The organism is Streptomyces sp. NBC_00554 (assembly GCF_041431135.1).
Taxonomy (GTDB): Bacteria; Actinomycetota; Actinomycetes; order Streptomycetales; family Streptomycetaceae; genus Streptomyces.
This window is the reverse complement of record NZ_CP107799.1, coordinates 6,114,444-6,133,519: the sequence shown is the minus strand read 5'-3', so window position 1 is coordinate 6,133,519 and position 19,076 is coordinate 6,114,444. Positions and strand designations below refer to the sequence as shown.

The following is a 19,076-nucleotide window of genomic DNA, read 5'->3' as shown; positions in this document are numbered from 1 at the left end:
CGCGGTCAGGAGCCTGTACGGCTCGGATGCGTCCTCAGATGCGTCAGGCATCGCGGCATGACGGTGTACCCCTCCCCCTAGCGACGGTGTTCCCCCGGTCGCTGATTGACGTGCGCGGGCAACGGAGTGGTCAACTCCGCCGAGCGCGGCGGCCACCATGGGCGCGACGCGGGCGCGCAGGACAAGACCCGCGCGCTCGCGGCCGAAAGCCGACGGTGCGACCGAACAGTAGCCAACATGTGCGGCGTCTGTGAAGGGTGAGCCCCCGGAGGCCAACATGGAAAAGCCCCGCCGCTCGAAAGCGACGGGGCTTTTCCATTCAATGCAAAACATGGGATGAGTGGAGATGGCGGGAATCGAACCCGCGTCCAACGGTGCAGAATCAGGGCTTCTCCGAGCGCAGTTCGCTACGCTTTTCTCGGCCCCGGAGTTCTCGCGAACAAGCCTCCGACAGGCCCAGTCACTGTTTGATTTCCCACCGAACCCCGTGACCGGGCTCGGCGGTTTAGTTCCCTAGATTATGCCAGGATCCGGGTCGGGAACACTCCCGGGCTGACACCCTTTTAGGGTCCTTCAGTCGCTGTTATTAGGCAGCGAGGGCGAAGGACTGGGAATCGCTCTTAGAAGTGGCGATTATTGTTTGCGACATATGGTTTACGAGATCATTGCCGCTTCCTCGGCTCGCTTCCCCTGCTTCGACAGCCGCTGTCGAAACCGATCATCCCCATGTTTATTTTTCAAAACGCGCACCTGCTGTGAGGTGCACGACCCATCGTACGTGAACAACGCACGACGACGCCAACCTATTTCCGGGGACCGGCCACCTACTCGCCCCGCTGCTTCCGCTTGGCTGCCGCGATCGCGCGGTCCGACTCCCGCCGGTCCTGCTTCTCCCGCAGGGTCTGCCGCTTGTCGTACTCCTTCTTGCCCCTGGCGAGCGCGATCTCGGCCTTCGCCCGGCCGTCCTTGAAGTACAGGACGAGGGGCACGATCGTGTGACCCGTCTCCTCGGACTTCGACGCCAGCTTGTCGATCTCCTCGCGGTGCAGGAGCAGCTTGCGCTTGCGGCGCGCGGAGTGGTTGGTCCAGCTGCCCTGGCTGTACTCGGGGATGTGGGCGTTGTGCAGCCAGGCCTCGTTGCCGTCGATCTGGACGAAGCCGTCGGCCAGTGAGGCGCGGCCCTGCCTCAGCGACTTCACCTCGGTGCCGGTCAGGACGAGCCCGGCCTCGTAGGTGTCGATGATCGCGTAGTCGTGCCGTGCCTTCTTGTTCTGCGCGACGATCTTGCGCTTGCCGTCCTTGGCCTTGCCGGAGCCCGCCTGACCGCCCTGCTTCGGCTGGGACTCCTTCGGTACGTACATTCCCTTGCTCATAGTGCTGGCCATTTTCGCACTACAGGGGGGTGAGAGGGAAAGCCGATTACGCGAGAGACGCTTCAGCCGGCTACGAGGGGTCCCCGAGCCCGCTGAGTACGGTCTCGGCCTGCTCCAGCGCCTTTGCGTCCACGTCCAGGTCGGGGGTGATGCCCTGCCCGTCGACGCCGCGTCCGGACGGAGTGCGGTAGTGCCCGACGGTCAGCTCGGCGACGGAGCCGTCGGGCAGCCGGCTCGGCATCTGGACCGAGCCCTTGCCGAAGGTCTGGGAGCCCACGACGACCGCACGGCCGCGGTCCTGGAGGGCGCCGGTGAGCAGCTCGGCCGCGCTCATCGTGCCGCCGTCGACGAGCACGACCAGGGGTCTGGTGGTGTCGCCGCCGGGTTCGGCGTGCAGGGCGCGCTGATCGCCGTCCACGTCGTACGTGGCGACGAGGCCGCCGTCGAGGAAAGCGGAGGCGGCGGTGACGGCCTCGGTGACCAGGCCGCCGGAGTTGCCGCGCAGGTCGAGGGCGATCCCGGAGCCCTGCGGTGCCTGGGCGACCGCGGCCTGTACGAGATCGCCCGCGCCCTTGGTGAAGGCGTCGACCTTGATCACGGTGACGCCGTCGGCGAGTTTGCTCACGGTCACGGAGTCCGTGGACAGCAGGGCCCGGCGCAGAGTCTCGCTCCACGCGCGCGTGCCCCGCTGCAGACCGAGCGAGACCTCCGTACCGGCGGCGGCGTCCTCCGCGTCACCGCGCAGTAAGGAGACGACCTCGGTCACCGGGCGGCCGTCGACCTTCTGGCCGTCGACGCTGCGCAGCAGGTCGCCCTTGCGGATCCCGGCGGCGGCCGCGGGCGAGCCGCTCTGCACGCGGGTCACTTCGATACGTCCGTCGCTCTCGCGCCTGGCCCACAGCCCGACGCCGGTGTACTGGCCGTCGAGGGCTTCCTCGAACTCCTCGTACTCGCCCTGGGAGTAGACCGCGCCCCAGCGGTCGCCGCTGCGGCTCACCGCGCGCTCGGCGGCCTCCATGGGCGACTTCCCGTCGGCCATGGCCTTCTCGGCGGCCTCGGTGACCTCTTCCTGGTCGCTGGCCGGCGTCGAACGGTCCCCGGAAGAAGCGGAGGAAGGAGAGGAGGTGGCTTTCCGGCCGGGGTCGGGAAAGGATCCCGTTGCCGCGCCGGCGACGAAGACGCTGGCGAAAAGCAATGTCAGGGCGGCCCCGCGGCGGATGCGGCGGGGCTGACAGAACAGGTCACGGCCTGACATGCCGGTGAGTCTAGGACAACGCGAAGGGCCGCACCGCCGGTTGGCAGTACGGCCCCCTTGGCATGCGTCACACCTTCAGGTACTTGCGCAACGCGAAGAACGCGGCAAGCGCCGGCATCAGCAGACTCGTCGCCAGGATGAGCGGCAGCTTCGTCAGAACAGCGTCCCAGCCGATGAAGTTGATCAGATTCAGCTTCTCGGACAGGGCCAGACCGTGGTCGATGATGAAATACCGCGCGATGACCAGGAAGCCGCACGCGACCCCACCGCCGATGAGCCCGGCGACGGCGGCCTCCATGATGAACGGGGCCTGGATGTAGAAGCCCGAGGCGCCGACCAGGCGCATGATGCCGGTTTCGCGCCGACGGCTGAACGCCGAGACGCGCACCGTGTTGACGATCAGCATCAGGGCGACGACGAGCATCATCGCCATGACCGCGCGGGCGGCCCAGTTCATGCCGTTGAGCAGCCCGAAGAGGTTGTCCAGGATGCCCTTCTGGTCCTGCACGGACTGCACGCCGTCACGCCCGTCGAAGGCGGTCGCGATGACCTGGTACTTCTCCGGGTCCTTCAGCTTGATCCGGTACGACTCCTGCATCTGGTCCGGCGTGAGGGACGCCGCCAGCGGGGAGTCGCCGAACTGCTCCTTGTAGTGCTTGTAGGCCGCGTCCGCCGACTCGTAGGTGACGTTGTCGACGACCGTGGACTTGTCCAGGTCGGCGAGGATCTCCTTCTTCTGGTCGGCGGTGACCGCACCCTTGGCGCAGTTGGGGTCGGACTCCGCGTCGCTCTTGTTGCAGAGGAAGATCGAGACGTTGACCTTGTCGTACCAGTAGCCCTTCATGGTGCTCACCTGGTCGCTCATCAGGAGCGAACCGCCGAACAGGGCGAGCGAGAGGGCGACCGACACGACGACCGCGAAGGTCATGGTCAGGTTTCGGCGGAGACCGACTCCGATCTCCGACAAGACGAACTGGGCGCGCATGGCGTCTACTCAGGCCTTTCCATGGACAGGTGCGGGAGAGTCGCGGTCAGTGCTGGTAGCCGTAGACGCCACGCGCCTGGTCGCGGACGAGACGGCCCTGCTCCAGCTCGATGACGCGCTTGCGCATCTGGTCCACGATGTTCTGGTCGTGCGTAGCCATCAGCACGGTCGTGCCCGTCCGGTTGATGCGGTCGAGCAGCTTCATGATGCCGACGGAGGTCTGCGGGTCGAGGTTTCCGGTCGGCTCGTCGGCGATGAGCAGCTTGGGCCGGTTCACGAACGCTCTCGCGATCGCGACGCGCTGCTGCTCACCACCGGACAGCTCACCAGGCATCCGCTCCTCCTTGCCGCCGAGCCCGACGAGGTCGAGCACCTGGGGCACGGACTTGCGGATCTCGCCGCGCGACTTGCCGATGACCTCCTGCGCGAAGGCGACGTTCTCCGCGACCGTCTTGTTCGGCAGCAGACGGAAGTCCTGGAACACGGTCCCCAGCTGGCGGCGCATCTGCGGCACCTTCCAGTTGGAGAGACGCGCGAGGTCTTTGCCCAGGACGTGCACCTGGCCGTGGCTGGTCCGCTCCTCGCGGAGGATCAGCCGCAGGAAGGTGGACTTTCCGGAGCCGGAGGACCCCACGAGGAACACGAACTCTCCGCGCTCGACCTCAAGAGAGACATCCCTGAGTGCAGGGCGGGTCTGCTTGGGGTAGACCTTGGAGACATTGTCGAATCGGATCACGGATGCACCACGGGTCGCCGGGGGTAGGTGTGCGTGACCATACGCGAACCGGGTGTGCCAGCGCAGTCGCCGGTCGGGGTTGCGCGCGGCTTGTGCGTTTTTGTACGTCTCTTTGGTACGGGGGGCGCCCCCCGTAGGGGCGCGGGGAACTGCGCGAGCAACCACATCCGCGCCGCAGCCGCGGGACGAAGCCCAGCCACCCCGATGAGAGCGTTCTTTTCACGGCTAAGGCGCGGAGCGCCGGGGCAGGATAAGGCGAACCGCGCCGAAATCCGCGGAACCTGGCACAGTGGAGGGGGAACGGTTGCGTTCCCCGCAGCGTTATGTACGCGGAGAGCCGGCGCAAGGAGGGCAAGCGCATGACGTACGACCGACTGGTGTGCGCGAACTGCGCGGCGCCCGTGAGCGAAGGGCGCTGCCGCGTCTGCCGGGCGAACCGGGAGCGGCTTCAGCAGGAGAGCCCCTTCGCGGGCATGAACCCCATGGCACTGATCTCACTGCTGGCCGTGCTGATCGCGGCACTGGCACTGGTGGCCCACCAGACGGTGTGAGACCCGCGGATTCCGGCGTTACGGCGGCCATCGCGCCCCCGGCCTGAAGGGGGCCCGGAGCGCCCGCTGACACGAGAGCCGGACACTAGAGCTGATATGAGAAGGGCCCGGAGCATGACGCTCCGGGCCCTTCTTACGCGCGTGTGCGTCAGGCGACGGCACCGCCGCGGCCGGCCATGAGGCGCGGCAGCAGACGGAAGCCGATACCGCCGGCGATCATCGTCGCGGCGCCGATCAGCAGGAAGGTGGTCTCGGCGGCACCCGTCTCGGCGAGCTCGCCGCCCGAGCCCTGGGCCGAGGTGTCCGAGCCGGTGTCGGTCAGGGACGAGGAACCCTCGCCCTGCTCGACCGGGGTGTTGCCGCCGCCGTCGGGGTCGGTGCCGCCGGTCGTCGTGTCCCCGGTCGTACCGCCCGTGGTCGTGTCACCCGTCGTACCGCCGGACGTCGTGCCACCGGTGGTGCCGCCCGTGGTCGTGTCACCGGTCGTACCGCCGGTGGTCGTGTCCCCGGTGGTACCGCCCGTGGTCGTGTCACCAGTGGTGCCGCCGGTCGTGTCACCCGTCGTACCGCCGGTCGTCGTGTCCCCGGTCGTGCCACCGGTGGTCGTGTCACCAGTGGTGCCGCCGGTCGTGTCACCCGTCGTACCGCCGGTCGTCGTGTCCCCGGTGGTACCGCCCGTGGTCGTGTCACCAGTGGTGCCGCCGGTCGTGTCACCCGTCGTACCGCCGGTGGTCGTGTCCCCGGTCGTACCGCCCGTGGTCGTGTCACCGGTCGTACCACCGTCGGTGCAGACACCGATGGGGCAGTCGTCGTCGGTGCCACCGTCGTCACCGGTGCCGTCGTCGCTCACGCTGACGCTGAGCGGTCCTGCTTCAACATCGATGTCCAGGGCCGAAGCGGCTCCGGCTGCGGTCAGCGAGGCGCCGGCGGCGATCACGGCACCAGCGGCTATCCGTGCCACACGGATCCGCGTCTTCTTCGTCATTCGGCTGCTACCCCCAGTAGCTAATTCGTCAATGGAACAGCGCCCGGGGCCACGGCGTCACAGGTGGCTTCGTTCAAGCCCCCCGGTTCACATGCGCCCCAGAGATACGCATGCCACGCGTTACCATCCCCACTTTTCAAAGCAACGTCAAGGTCGTTGCGCGCGCGATGTCCGGATCAACATCATTTGCCTGCCGTGAGTCATGTGACTGTGATGTAAGCCCCAGACATCCCACACACAAAAGGCAACTGCCGTCCATGAGACGGCAGTTGCCTTGTCGACAAAGCGGTGTTGATGAACCCGCTTACTTCTCCTGCTGCTTGCGCCAGCGAATTCCGGCCTCGAGGAAACCGTCGATCTCACCGTTGAACACGGCCTCGGGGTTACCGACTTCGAACTCCGTGCGCAGGTCCTTGACCATCTGGTACGGGTGCAGGACGTACGAACGCATCTGGTTTCCCCAGGAGTTGCCGCCGTCGCCCTTGAGCGCGTCCATCCTGGCCTGCTCCTCCTGGCGGCGCCGCTCGAGCAGCTTGGCCTGGAGCACGTTCATCGCGCTGGCCTTGTTCTGGATCTGCGACCGCTCGTTCTGGCAGGACACCACGATCCCGGTGGGGAGGTGGGTCAGGCGGACCGCGGAGTCGGTCGTGTTGACGCCCTGGCCGCCCGGTCCCGACGACCGGTACACGTCCACGCGCAGCTCGGACTCATCGATCTCGATGTGGTCGGTCTGCTCGACGACCGGCAGGATCTCGACGCCGGCGAACGAGGTCTGGCGGCGTCCCTGGTTGTCGAAGGGCGAGATCCGGACAAGGCGGTGGGTGCCCTGTTCCACGGAGAGCGTTCCGTAGGCGTACGGGACGTGGACGGCGAAGGTGGTCGACTTGATGCCGGCCTCTTCCGCGTACGAGGTCTCGTAGAGCTCCGTCTTGTAGCCGTGGCGCTCCGCCCAGCGCAGGTACATGCGCTGCAGCTTCTCGGTGAAGTCGGAGGCGTCGACGCCGCCGGCCTCGGCGCGGATGGTGACGACGGCCTCGCGGGAGTCGTACTCGCCGGAGAGCAGGGTCCGGACTTCCATCTCGTCCAGCGCCTTCTTGACGGCCGTGAGCTCCGTCTCGGCCTCGGCACGGGTGTCCGGGTCGTCCTCCTCCTCGGCCATCTCGAAGAGCACGCTCAGATCGTCGATACGCCCGCGCAGCGCCTCGGCCTTCCTGACCTCCGCCTGGAGGTGGCTCAGCTTGCTGGTGATCTTCTGCGCCTCGTCCGGGTCGTCCCACAGGGACGGCGCGGCCGCCTGCTCCTCGAGCACGGCGACATCTGCCCTCATCTTGTCGAGGTCCAGGACGGCCTCGATCGACTCCATGGTCGAGGAGAGGGACTTGAGCTCTTCGGATACATCGACGACTGCCACGCCTCCAGCGTAACGGCTACGACAACCGGGGCCGGCCCCTCGGTCCGGGGCGGGGCTGGGGGGTGGGTTTTCGCCCCCTCCGCCCCGTTTCAGCCCGTCCGGCGTTTGAGGACGAGCGCGTCAGCGCGACACGGGGGTCTGGGGGCGGAGCCCCCAGAAACGGGACGGGCAGGGGCGGAGGGGGCGAACAAACCCACGGTCACGGAGACGCCGGCGCCGAGTTCTTCGTGTCCGGAGGTGTGGATCCCGCCTCGTCCCCCGAGGTGGCGAGCCACGTCCCCACGCCCACCGCGGCGACGAGGGCGACAGCCGCCGCCCCCAGAGTGATCCGCCGCCGCCGAGCGGAGGCCCGATGCCGCGCGGACCCTGGCCGCGGCGCCCCCGCGGCCCGCGGAACACGAGCAGTACCCCGCGCCCCACCCGCCAGCTCATCCGGCCCCGGCACCCGCATCGACGTATGGGTGTCCCGGTTCGAGTCGGACACAGCCCCCGGCACGAGCGGCACGGCCCCCCGCCGTACCCCCGCCGGGGCCCGCGGAGCGGACGGCTCGGCGGCCTCCTCGTACCTCTCGTCCTCCTCGGACTCCGCATCCGGCGAATCCACGTCGAGCGGCGGCATCCCGGCCAGCAGAGGCAGCTGCTCCCGCAACCGCGCCCCCAGCTCGGACGCCCGCAGCCGCGACGCCGGCGCCTTCGCCAGACACTGCACGAGCAGCTGCCACAGCTCGTCAGGGATCCCCGGCAGCGGAACGACCGTCTCCGTCACATGCCGCCGCAGCACCGCCCCGGGGTGTCCGCCGCCGAAGGGCGTGAACCCGGCGAGGAGCTCGTACAGGACGGTCGCCAGGGCGTAGATGTCGACGGCGGCCCGGGGCGGCAGCCCCTCGATGATCTCGGGCGCGAGATAGTCCGGCGTACCGATGATCTTCGTCGCGCGGGTCCGCCGGGGCGAGTCGATGAGCTTGGCCACACCGAAGTCGGTGAGGAGCGCGGGGTGCGAGCCGCCGGGCCCGAGCGGCCCCTGCATGTCGAGCAGCACGTTCTCCGGCTTCACGTCCCGGTGGACGACCCCCGCGGCGTGCGCCGCCGCCAGCCCGTCCGCGACATCGGCCACGATCGCGACCGCGGCCTCGGGGGCGAGCCGCCGCTCCCGGTCGAGCCGGGTGCGCAGATCGGTGCCACGGACGAGATCCATGACGAGCGCGAGGTCGTTGCCGTCGACGACGAGATCCCTCACCGCGACCACATGCGGATGATCGAGCCCGAGCAGCGCCGTGCGTTCCTGCACGAAGCGCCCCACGAGCTCCTGGTCGGACGCGAGGTCCTCGCGCAGCAGCTTGACGGCGACGGGCCCGTCGGGCCCCTCGCCCAGCCACACCGTGCCGGCGCTGCCCCGCCCCAGGATCTGGTTGGCGGTGTACCGGCTGCCGATCTTCCGTGCCAAGGCTGCTCCTACAGACGCGTGTTGTCGCTAAAACTACGCGTCCGAAGAGCCAACCTTCACTCCCAGGACGGAAATCACCCGCCAGGTGTCGACAAATCCCCAGACTCGGTTCCCAGAAGTCCCGAATTACTGCCCGGAACTACCGCCGGAACTACCGCTGGAACCTCCGCCGAGATCCCCGACCCACCCGGAGACGGTGTTGTACATCTCAGTCAGCTGGCCCCAGAAACTCCGGGTGCTCCCAATCCATTCCTGAAGGGGACTCAACTCCCAGATCAGCCACGCGGCGACAAAGAGGATGACGACGGTGAACAGGCACCCCTTGAGGCAGCCGAGCCCGGGAATCTTCATCGGGTTGGCGCTGCGCTGCCGGGGCTCGCGCGGTTCACGCGGCGCGGGCTGCTGGGGCTGCTGCGGCGCGGGCGCGTACCGCTGCGGCTGCTGGTGCTGCGGCTGAGGCTGCTGACGCTGGGGCTGCTGGTGCTGAGGCGCGTACTGCTGCGGCTGTTGCTGCTGCGGATATCCGTATCCGGGCGGCGGCTGCTGTCCCTGCGGCGGGCGCTGCTGTTGCGGGCGCTGCTGGGGACGTGCGACCTGCCGCTGGGGGCGGCGGCGCAGCGGGTCCTCGTTCGGGTCGAGGTACTGGACCTGCGTCGCCTCGTTGCGGTCGCGGGCCGCGCGCAGCTGGTTCTGCCAGGGGTGCGGGTCCTCGGGGCCGCCCTGCCCGCCCGGCTGGTTCTGCGGCACGGGCGGCATGACGGCGGTCGGGTCGGCCGCGCCGCGGTTGGGGAGTACGGCGGTGGGGTCGGCGGCACCGGTGTGCGGGAGGTAGCTGGTCGCGGCGTTCGGGTCGTACGAGCCCGCGCCGTGCGGCAGCACCTGGGTGGGATCGGCGGCGCCGGGCATGCCGGGGACGGTCGCCGGGGACGGGTCGGGGACGAGGAGTGCCCCCACCCCCTCGGCGGCCATGATCTGCGCGGAGTTCGCGTGCACACCGATGCCCGCGGCGACCGTACGCAGTCCGCGGGCGAGGTTCTCGGCGCTGGGCCGCTCGTCCGGGTTCTTGCGCAGGCAGCGCTCGATGACGGTCCACAGGGGGTCGGGGACGGTCGACGGGCGGCGCGGCTCGGCGCTCAGGTGCTGGTGCAGCACTTCGAGCGCGGACCCGCCGCCGAACGGCGGACGCCCGGTGACCAGCTCGTACATCAAAATGCCCGCCCCGTAGATGTCGACGGCGGACGTCTGCGGACGCCCCTCCGCGGACTCGGGCGCGACATACGCGGGCGTGCCGACGAACTCATGGGTCCGGGTCAGCCCCGGGGAGTCCGCGAGCCGGGCGATGCCGAAGTCCGTCAGCATCGGGTGCATCTGGCCGCCCTGCTGCATGAGCAGGACGTTCGCGGGCTTCAGGTCCCGGTGGACGACGCCGTCGGCATGGCTGGCGGCGAGCGCGTCGGCGACCTGGGCGGTCAGGAGGGCGGCGGCGACGGGGCTGAGCGGCCCGTTCTCGCGGAGATAGCGGTGCAGGTCGGGACCGTCGATCAGGTCCATGACGAGCGCGAGCAGATCGCCTTCGACGACGAGATCCCGTACGCGCACGATGTTCGGGTGGGTCAGCCGGAGCAGCACGGAGCGCTCCCGCAGGAACCGCATCACGATGTCGGGGTCGCTGGCGAGCTCTTCCTTGAGGACCTTGATCGCCACGGTCTCGCCGGGCTGGCCCTGGACGGCCGCCTCGGCGCCTGCCGTCTCCCGCTGGCGAGCGCGCCAGACGGTGCCTGTGGCGCCGCGTCCCAACGGCTCCTCAAGGAGGTACTTGCTCCCTACCGGCCGCACGTCATGCGCTCCCTGTTGCTTGCTGGTCGCCTGCTGATTCCGACCCACTGTAGTGCCGGGATACATAGCACTGGACTGTCGTCTTCCTGTGCCGCCCCCCGCATCCCGTGCGCCCCATAGTCGCTTACGTACCAGTTGCCGTACATGTTCGATGGAAAGACGCTCGGTCCGGTCGGTTGGTTGCCGAGACGTGAACGTGACCGATCTCAAGCGGGCACCGCTCGGGCACGGGTAGGGCACTGGTCAGGAACTTTTACGGGCAGAGCCGACCAATCAAGATCACTTACGGGTGGGGGGCGGGCGTGTTGTCAGTGGCAGGTGCGAGGATGCCTCCAGTACTGGCCGACGTGCCCGTGTGCGGTGGGGGAATCTGCGGTGGGGGGACCACAGCGCAGCCTCGTCCTCGTCGCGGACACCCGCGCGGAAGGGACCGCTGACGGCGATGCAGATCCGGCTGACCGTCGTAGACCCGTTGGGCCCGCCCTCGGAGCCGCGGGGGCGAGCCGCGGTCTGCGATGTGCTCGTCACGGCCCCGGCCGGGACGGCTCTGGCCGCGGTGGCCTCGGCACTCGCCTCGGCGGTCGGCGGGAGTGACAGCCAGGTCGTGCTGTACGCGGGCGCCGAGCGCCTCGACGCCCAGCGCTGCACCGTGGGCGAGCCACCGCTGACCGACGGCGCCGTGCTGTCCCTGGGTTCCCCCGCGGAGCCCGGTCCCGACGTGGACGACGTCGCCGCCCAGCTCCAGGTGATCGCGGGCCCCGACGCGGGCGGCGTCCACCTGCTGCACGGCGGCCAGATCCGCATCGGCCGCTCCGCCGACGCGGACGTGCCGCTGGACGACCCCGACGTCTCCCGCCTGCACTGCGCGGTCACGGTCACCCCCGAGGGCCGCGTCTCGGTCGCCGACCTCGGCTCCACGAACGGCACGACGCTCAACGGCACCCGTGTGGGCACCCGCCCGGTCCGCTTCGCCCCGGGGGCGCTCCTGCGCGTCGGCGAATCGGCCCTGAGGCTGGCTCCGCCCGAGGTCACGGGGTCCGTGGGGACGACACCCGACGGCGAAGGCCACGTCCGGGTGACGGTCCAGGGGGATACGCGGGATGCCGCTGCTCCTGCCGACGGCGCCGAACGCACCCGGCCCGCACCGACGGCGAACGTGCCCCACGCGCGCGTGGGAGGCGCCTCCCAAACCCGGACGTCGTTCTCGACCGCCACCGGGACGGCCGGAGCCGGCGCGGTCCCGCCCGAAGGAGAGACACATCACGGCTACGGATCGGCGGAGTGGGGAGCCGCGGGCGGCGTCCCCGCAGCACAGGACCACGGTCCGGTCGTACCGGAACAGGGCGGGGCGCCCCGGATCGAGACTCGGGGATCCTCCAGCGCAGCTGAGGCCCCCCGCGACAGGGACAGCGCCCCCGGCAGCTCGACCGCTTCCGACACTTCTGCCACTCCTGCCACTTCTGCCACTTCTGCCACTTCTGCCACGGGCACGCGAAAGGGCACCCCACCCCGGGGTACGGACGTGCCGTCGGGCGTACGCAAGCGGGGCGGACTCGGCGCATGGGCCCGGCGCCTGACCGGCGGGCGCGCGGAGCCGTCGGAAGCCGGGCAGGACCCGTACGACGACGGGGAAGCCGCTGCGGAGGAGGACCCCCCGGTGGTGACGCGGTCGCCGGAGAGCTGGCCCGACCCCGCGGCACTGCTGCTCACCGCGCTGGGTCCGGGACCGAGGCTGTGGGAACGCGGCCCGGGGCACCCGGAGGCGCTGACGGTCCGGCTGGGCACGGCGGACCGGGCGGCGCCCGACGGTTCCGGCCTGCTGCCCGCCGTGCCGGTCACCGCCGACCTGCGCGAGGCCGGCGCACTGGGCCTCGCCGGACCGAGGGAACGCCTCACGGGGCTGGCCCGCGCGGTCGTGGCACAGCTCGCCGCGCTGCACTCGCCGGACGCGCTGGAGATCGTCCTGATCAGCACGGACCGTTCCCGCACGGTGGAGGAACGCACCGCCGAGTGGTCCTGGCTCGGCTGGCTCCCCCACCTCCGCCCCACCCACGGCCAGGACTGCCGCCTCCTGCTCGCGTACGACCGCGAACAGGCCACGGCCCGCACCGAGGAACTCCTCCGCCGCCTGGACGACCACCCGCAGACGCCGGGCGCTCCCCGTGACGACGCAGGCCGCGCCGGAGCCCGACGGCCCTCGTGGGCGCGGGACGAGGACCCTGCGGACGGCGCCTTCGACGGGCCGTACACGGTCGTGGTCGTGGACGGCGACCCCGGCGGAGCCGACGTACGCGAGTCCGTGGCACGGCTGGCACACGAGGGTTCGCGGGCCGGCATACACGTCATCTGCCTGGCCGAGACGGCATCCGCGTCACCGGCGTCACCCGTGAGGGACACGTACGAGGCGGCGTGCGAGACGTCACCGGCGTTCCGGGAGTGCGGGGCGGTCGCGCTGCTCAGCGGCGATGTGGCCACGGCGCTGCGGTTGCTGCGGGTGGCACAGGGCGCCCCGGAGGGCCCCGAGCCCACGCACTCCGGATCGGCCCACCCTGGGTCCATGGACAACGGGCCCGCACACGGCGACCCCTCCCAGGACGGCTCGGCACGCACCGGCCGCAACAACAACGGATCCCCGCACGGATCCACACAAGGCGGCGCGGCGCACGCCGAATCCACCCACTCCGGATCCCTCCGCCCCTCTCCTGCTCACCCCAACGCCTCTCACCCCAACTCCTCTCACCTCACCCCCCCTACCGCCCACTCCCCCGGACACCTGCCTCGTGGCCCCGTGGGCCGTGGCACCGTCGCCGCGGTGGACGCGGTGTCGGTGGCATGGGCGGAGCGGTTCGCGCGGGCGTTGGCTCCCTTGCGTACGGATGGTCCGCAAGGGGAGCGGCACACGCGGGTGTCCGTGCCGTTGCCTCATGTGGCGCGGCTCCTCGACGAGTTGGGGCTGGCGCGGGCCACCCCGGCGTCGCTGATGGCACGTTGGGCGGACGCGGGCGACGACGCGGAGGCGCTGGGCGGGCGCGGCTGGGCCGTGCTCGGTGCCGGGCCGCGCGGACCCGTCTGTGTGGACCTCGCGGCGGAGGGCCCGCATCTGCTGATCGAGGGCCCGTCGGGCAGCGGCCGTACGGAACTGCTGCGCTCCATCGCCGCGTCCCTCGCCGCAGCCGAGCGCCCGGACCGGCTCGGGATCGTCCTGATAGACGGCCGGGACGGCACCGGGGGCAATGGCGAGGGGCTGCGCGTCTGTACGGACCTCCCTCATGTCACCACGCACCTCGCCGCCAACGACCCCGTACGGATGCGGGAGTTCGCCCAGTCCCTGAGCGCTGAACTGAAGCGGCGGGCGGAGTTGCTCGGCCGGCTCGACTTCACGGAGTGGCACACCCGGCGCGAGGTGTCGGGGCGGATGGTCACGCAGCGCTCGGCGGGCGGGGGGTCCTCCGGTGCCGGGGATCTCGACGCGCCGCCCAGTTCGACGCTGCGGCTGCGGCCGGCGGCGGCGCGGGAGCGGGCGGAGCCGGGGCCGCCGCTGGCCCGGCTCGTCGTGGTCGTCGACGACCTGGATGCGTTGCTCTCCCCCGCGTTGGGGTCGCTGGGGCGGCCTTCGGCCGGGTCGGTCGTACGGGCGCTGGAGGCGGTTGCCCGTGAAGGGGAGCGGCTCGGGGTGCATCTCGTGGCTGCCGCCGGGGTGGAGGGGCGTACCTCGGATTCCGAGCTCGCCCGGGCCGCGGCGATCCGGGTCACGCTGGACGAGGTGTCGTCGGCGCAGGGGCCGGACGAGCCCGCGCCAGGCCGAGGCCACCTTCTCGGCCCCGACGGACGGGTCACGCCCTTCCAAGCAGGCCGGGTCACGGGACGCATCCCCCGTACGGCGACCCTCCGCCCCACGGTCGTCCCCCTCGAATGGCACCGCATGGGCGACCCCCCGGCCCGCCGCCCCGTCCGAGAACTCGGCAACGGCCCCACAGACCTGGCCCTCCTGGCCAGCGCCCTGGAACGAGCCGCCCGCTCGGTATCCGCCACGGAGGTCCCGTCCCTCCTCTAACCCCTAACCCCTAACCCCAGGCACCGGTGCCGACCTCGATTTCTTTCGCCCCCTCCGCCCCTACCCAACCCGTACCTGGGGGCTCCGCCCCCAGACCCCCGTTCGCCCGAAGGGCTCGTCCTCAAACGCCGGACGGGCTGGAGATACCTGCCCCGAGCTGAAAAGCGCAGCCCCCACGGGCGGGTGGGGGATCGGGACGGCACCGCCTCTCCTCAAACGCCCGACGGGCTGAAACCGCGGCCTCGGTGGGTGGGTGGGGGATTGGGACGGCACCGCCTCTCCTCGAACGCCCGACGGGCCGGATGGTGACTCCCTGGGCTGAAGGATGCAGCTCCCGCCGGGTGGGCGGGGGATCGGGACGGCACCGCCCCGCCCACCGGACGCCGTAGGCGTTCGAGGAGCGGGCCCCCACCGGACACCCCGCAGCCGCCCACCGGCGTGGGTCGGGGGCGTGCCGGTACGTCCAAAGCCCGTCGCGTACGTTCGCGTCACCGGACGTTTCACTGCCCGGCCAACGTCTGATCCGGCGGCGACGGGCGGACGTACCGGCACGCCCCCGACCCACCCACCGGACAGCAGGCGAACCCCCCACCCGCCAGAACACGTCACGACGCGGTCACGATCGCTCCCTTGACAGCGTCGGCGCTCTTGCCGCCCTCGCAGACACGGGCGTAGACCAGACCGCACGGGACAGCGCAGAACGTTCGACGAGGAACGATGAACGGGGCAAAGATGCGCAGCAGGATTCGTACACGCAGGTCGCCCGAGAGCTCGACACACCACAGGTCACGCAGAGCCGCAACAGCCACCGCGGCCGCGGTCATCGCAGGCGCCCTCACTCTCACCGCATGCGGCGGCGACAGCGACGACAACACGGGCGGCACGGAAAGCAGCGGCGCCCCGGAAAGCGCCGCCTCCGTCCAACTCCCCAAACTTAACGGGCAGACCCTCGAAGTCGCGGCCGTCTGGACCGGCCCCGAGCAGGCCAACTTCACCAAGGTCCTGGACGAGTTCGAGAAGCGCACCGGCGCCACGGTCAACTTCGTGCCGACCGGCAACAACACCTCCACCTTCCTCGGTACCAAGATCGAGGGCGGCAAGCCGCCGGACGTGGCGTTCCTCCCCCAGGTCGGCGTCCTGCACCAGTTCGCAGAGAAGGGCTGGCTGAAGGACATCGGCACCGACGCCCAGGCCCAGCTGGACAAGAACTTCTCAGCGGGCTGGAAGGACCTGGGCGCGTACGAGGGCAAGCAGTACGGCATCTATGTGAAGGCCGCCAACAAGTCCCTGGTCTGGTACAACACCGCGGCGTTCGAAGCCGCAGGCATCACCGACACGCCCACCACCTGGAAGGATTTCATCGCCACCGCGCAGACACTCTCCGACGCCGGCTCCCCCGCCGTCTCCATCGGCGGAGCCGACGGCTGGACGCTCACGGACTGGTTCGAGAACGTGTACCTCTCCCAGGCGGGCCCGGAGAAGTACGACCAGCTGGCCGCGCACGAGATCAAGTGGACGGACCCCTCCGTCAAGGCCGCGCTCACCACGCTCGCCGAGCTGTGGGGCAAGGACGACCTGATCGCGGGCGGCCGTTCGGGCGCGCTGCAGACGGAGTTCCCGAAGTCGGTGACGCAGACGTTCTCGGGTGACACCCCGGCGGGGATGGTCTTCGAGGGCGACTTCGTGACGGCGAACATCAACGCGGACACCAAGGCGAAGGTGGGCACGGACGCCAAGGTCTTCCCGTTCCCGGCGGTCGGCGACCAGGCCCCCGTGGTCAGCGGCGGCGACGTCGCCGTGGCGCTGAAGGACGGAGCGGGCGCCCAGGCGCTGCTGACCTTCCTCGCCTCGACGGACGCGGCCGAGATCTGGGCGGCACAGGGCGGCTTCCTCTCCCCCAACAAGGAGATGGACCAGGCCAGTTACAAGGACGATGTCACCCGGGACATCGCCAAGGCCCTGCTCGCTGCGGGTGACGACTTCCGCTTCGACATGTCCGACCAGGCCCCGGCGGCCTTCGGCGGCACGCAGGGTGTCGGCGAGTGGAAGGACCTGCAGGACTTCCTGAAGAACCCGTCGGACGTCGCGGGCGCCCAGAGCAAACTCGAGGCCGACGCCGCCAAGGCGTACAAGAGCAGCTGACGGCGCGCGGCATGTCGTCTTCGACAGCGAAGGCGGACGGCACCGGCGAACTCTCGGTGCCCTCCGTCGGAAGAACGCGCAAGAGCGTGACCGGGACGAGGCTGTGGGTGGCGGTGCTGTTTCTGCTGCCCGCCCTCATCCTGCTCGGTTCGCTCGTGGTCTACCCGATCGGGTACTCGGTCTGGCGCAGCCTCTACGACGCCGCCGGTTCGGGCTTCGTAGGCCTGGACAACTACATCGACATCTTCACCACCGACTCGACACTGACCGCAGTGAAGAACACCGCGATCTGGGTCGCCGTCGCCCCGGCACTGGTCACGGTGCTCGGCCTGATCTTCGCCGTGCTGACCGAACGGGTGCGCTGGGGTACGGCGTTCAAGCTGATCATCTTCATGCCGATGGCGATCTCGATGCTCGCCGCGGGCATCATCTTCCGGCTGGTGTACGAGCAGGACCCGGAACAGGGCGTGGCGAACGCGATCGTGACGTCCGTGCACGACGCGTTCGTCGACTCCTCCGTCTATCCGAAGGCGAGGCCGAACGCCCAGGTGAGCGACCTGAAGGCGTCCGGCGGCGGTTCCTTCACCAGTACGGGAACCGTCCAGGCGGGCTCACCCGCGCTGCTCCCGCTGGTCGGCATCGCACCGAACAAGCTCCCCGGCACCCCCGAGGACGCGAAGTCACCGACACCCGGCTCTGAAGGAATCACCGGCACGGTGTGGCTGGACTTCAAGCTCGGCGGAGGCGGCGAGAAGGGCAAGGTCGACCCGGGCGAGAAGGCCCTGAAGGGCGTGAAGGTCGAAGCCGTGAAGGACGGCAAGACCGTCGCCTCCGCCACCAGCGGCGCCGACGGCACCTTCACCCTCCCCAAGGAGGCCGACGGAGCCCAACTCCGCCTGCCCGGCTCGAACTTCGCGGCCCCCTACAACGGCATCGACTGGCTCGGCCCGACGCTCGTGACACCGGCCATCATCGGCAGCTACGTGTGGATGTGGGCGGGCTTCGCGATGGTGCTGATCGCCGCGGGCCTCGCGGGAGTTGACCGCAATCTCCTCGAGGCGGCGAGGGTGGACGGCGCGAACGAGTGGCAGGTGTTCAGAAGGGTCACCGTCCCGCTCCTCGCTCCGGTCCTGATCGTCGTCCTGGTCACGCTGATGATCAACGTGATGAAGATCTTCGACCTGATCTACATCATCGCGCCGCAGCCCAGCCAGGACGACGCCAACGTCCTCGCCCTGCAGCTGTTCCAGTCGTCCTTCGGCGGCGGGGGCAACTACGGCGTGGGCAGCGCGATCGGCGTCATCCTGCTGCTGCTCGTCCTGCCGATGATGTACGTCAATCTCCGCCGTCTCAGGAAGGAGCGCCAGCGGTGACCGCACTCGACACGTCCGTACGCGCCAAGCGCTCCCTCGCCGCCCGGCTGGCGAGCGGCGCGGCCGGCGGCGCGCTGCGCGTCTTCCTGCTCCTGGTCGCGCTGTTCTGGCTGGTTCCCGCCTTCGGCCTGCTGGTCTCGTCGTTCCGCGACCCGACCGACATCGCCGCGTCGGGCTGGTGGAAGGTCTTCTCGGCCCCCGCCCAGCTGACCACCAACAGCTACCAGTCGCTCCTGGAGAACGACGACGTCACCAGCGCCCTGTTCAACACCATCTACATCACGGTCCCGGCGACGCTGCTGGTCGTCATCATCGGCGCGATGGCCGGATACGCCTTCGCGTGGATGGACTTCAAGGGCCGCGACTGGTGGTTCATGGCCGTGGTGGCGCTGCTCGTCGTACCCGTGCAGGTGGCGCTGATCCCGCTCTCCAACCTCTTCGGGAAGATCGGGATCTTCGGCGACATCATCGGTGTCGTCCTCTTCCACGTGGGCTTCGGACTCCCCTTCGCGATCTTCCTCCTGCGCAACTTCTTCGCGGAGATCCCGCGTGAACTCCTGGAGGCGGCACGCCTGGACGGCGCGGGAGAGGCGCGGCTCTTCGCGACCGTCGTCCTTCCGCTGGGCATGCCGGCGATCGCGTCCCTGGGGATCTTCCAGTTCCTGTGGGTGTGGAACGACATGCTGGTCGCCCTGGTGTTCTCGGACTCGCAGTCGCAGCCGCTGACGGTCGCCCTGCAGCAGCAGGTACGGCAGTTCGGCAGCAACATCGAGATCCTGGCGCCCGGCGCCTTCATCTCGATGGTGATCCCGCTGGCCGTGTTCTTCGCGTTCCAGCGGCAGTTCGTGTCCGGGGTGATGGCGGGCGCGGTGAAGTAGCGGCGAAAGCACCGAGTTGCGGCACCCGGAAATTCCCCCGGATGCCGCAACTC

Annotated in this window: 13 protein-coding genes and 1 other RNA gene; 5 read left to right on the top strand and 9 right to left on the bottom strand. The window is 69.9% G+C overall.

Translation table 11 applies throughout. The features are described from left to right. Positions 1 to 338: 338 nt before the first annotated feature. The 5 genes from ssrA to ftsE form a co-directional block, all read right to left on the bottom strand. Positions 339 to 726, bottom strand: a transfer-messenger RNA (tmRNA) gene (gene ssrA, locus OG266_RS27050). A 98-nt stretch (positions 727 to 824) separates the two neighbouring features. After that, complete coding sequence (gene smpB, locus OG266_RS27045) at positions 825 to 1,361, bottom strand: SsrA-binding protein SmpB (RefSeq protein ID WP_266464194.1); 537 nt, start codon at positions 1,359 to 1,361, stop codon at positions 825 to 827. An 82-nt stretch (positions 1,362 to 1,443) separates the two neighbouring features. Further along, the gene (locus OG266_RS27040) at positions 1,444 to 2,628 is read right to left on the bottom strand and encodes a S41 family peptidase (protein WP_371548832.1); all 1,185 of its coding nucleotides are present in this window, start codon (positions 2,626 to 2,628) and stop codon (positions 1,444 to 1,446) included. A 67-nt stretch (positions 2,629 to 2,695) separates the two neighbouring features. Further along, positions 2,696 to 3,613 carry a permease-like cell division protein FtsX gene (gene ftsX, locus OG266_RS27035; protein WP_266460820.1) on the bottom strand — a complete coding sequence of 306 codons (918 nt, stop codon included), beginning with the start codon at positions 3,611 to 3,613 and terminating at the stop codon, positions 2,696 to 2,698. Between the two features lie 46 nt (positions 3,614 to 3,659). Continuing rightward, entirely contained in the window at positions 3,660 to 4,349 is a 690-nt protein-coding gene (ftsE, locus tag OG266_RS27030; protein WP_266460816.1) for a cell division ATP-binding protein FtsE, read from the bottom strand. A 359-nt stretch (positions 4,350 to 4,708) separates the two neighbouring features. Between ftsE and OG266_RS27025 the strand changes: the two genes are divergently transcribed. Beyond that, positions 4,709 to 4,900 (top strand): hypothetical protein, encoded by a 192-nt coding sequence (locus tag OG266_RS27025; protein ID WP_266460813.1) that lies wholly within the window; start codon positions 4,709 to 4,711, stop codon positions 4,898 to 4,900. Positions 4,901 to 5,048: 148 nt separating this feature from the next. Here OG266_RS27025 and OG266_RS27020 read toward each other — a convergent pair whose 3' ends face one another. The 4 genes from OG266_RS27020 to OG266_RS27005 form a co-directional block, all read right to left on the bottom strand. Further along, the gene (locus OG266_RS27020) at positions 5,049 to 5,885 is read right to left on the bottom strand and encodes a hypothetical protein (protein WP_266460811.1); all 837 of its coding nucleotides are present in this window, start codon (positions 5,883 to 5,885) and stop codon (positions 5,049 to 5,051) included. 304 nt (positions 5,886 to 6,189) lie between these two features. After that, positions 6,190 to 7,296, bottom strand: coding sequence for a peptide chain release factor 2 (gene prfB / locus OG266_RS27015; protein WP_266460808.1), 1,107 nt, complete (start codon positions 7,294 to 7,296; stop codon positions 6,190 to 6,192). A 199-nt stretch (positions 7,297 to 7,495) separates the two neighbouring features. Next, positions 7,496 to 8,740, bottom strand: coding sequence for a serine/threonine-protein kinase (locus tag OG266_RS27010; RefSeq protein WP_371548831.1), 1,245 nt, complete (start codon positions 8,738 to 8,740; stop codon positions 7,496 to 7,498). 126 nt (positions 8,741 to 8,866) lie between these two features. After that, positions 8,867 to 10,576, bottom strand: coding sequence for a protein kinase (locus OG266_RS27005; RefSeq protein ID WP_371548830.1), 1,710 nt, complete (start codon positions 10,574 to 10,576; stop codon positions 8,867 to 8,869). Between the two features lie 442 nt (positions 10,577 to 11,018). Between OG266_RS27005 and OG266_RS27000 the strand changes: the two genes are divergently transcribed. The 4 genes from OG266_RS27000 (at position 11,019) to OG266_RS26985 (ending at position 19,023) form a co-directional block, all read left to right on the top strand. Then, positions 11,019 to 14,630 (top strand): FHA domain-containing protein, encoded by a 3,612-nt coding sequence (locus OG266_RS27000; RefSeq protein WP_371548829.1) that lies wholly within the window; start codon positions 11,019 to 11,021, stop codon positions 14,628 to 14,630. A 732-nt stretch (positions 14,631 to 15,362) separates the two neighbouring features. After that, positions 15,363 to 16,772 (top strand): ABC transporter substrate-binding protein, encoded by a 1,410-nt coding sequence (locus tag OG266_RS26995; protein WP_371548828.1) that lies wholly within the window; start codon positions 15,363 to 15,365, stop codon positions 16,770 to 16,772. Positions 16,773 to 16,783: 11 nt separating this feature from the next. Further along, positions 16,784 to 18,145 (top strand): carbohydrate ABC transporter permease, encoded by a 1,362-nt coding sequence (locus tag OG266_RS26990; RefSeq protein WP_371548827.1) that lies wholly within the window; start codon positions 16,784 to 16,786, stop codon positions 18,143 to 18,145. Further along, a complete protein-coding gene (locus OG266_RS26985) occupies positions 18,142 to 19,023 on the top strand; it encodes a carbohydrate ABC transporter permease (RefSeq protein ID WP_371548826.1) in 882 nt (293 codons plus the stop codon). The genes OG266_RS26990 and OG266_RS26985 overlap by 4 nt, the downstream gene beginning before the upstream one ends. Positions 19,024 to 19,076: the final 53 nt, after the last annotated feature.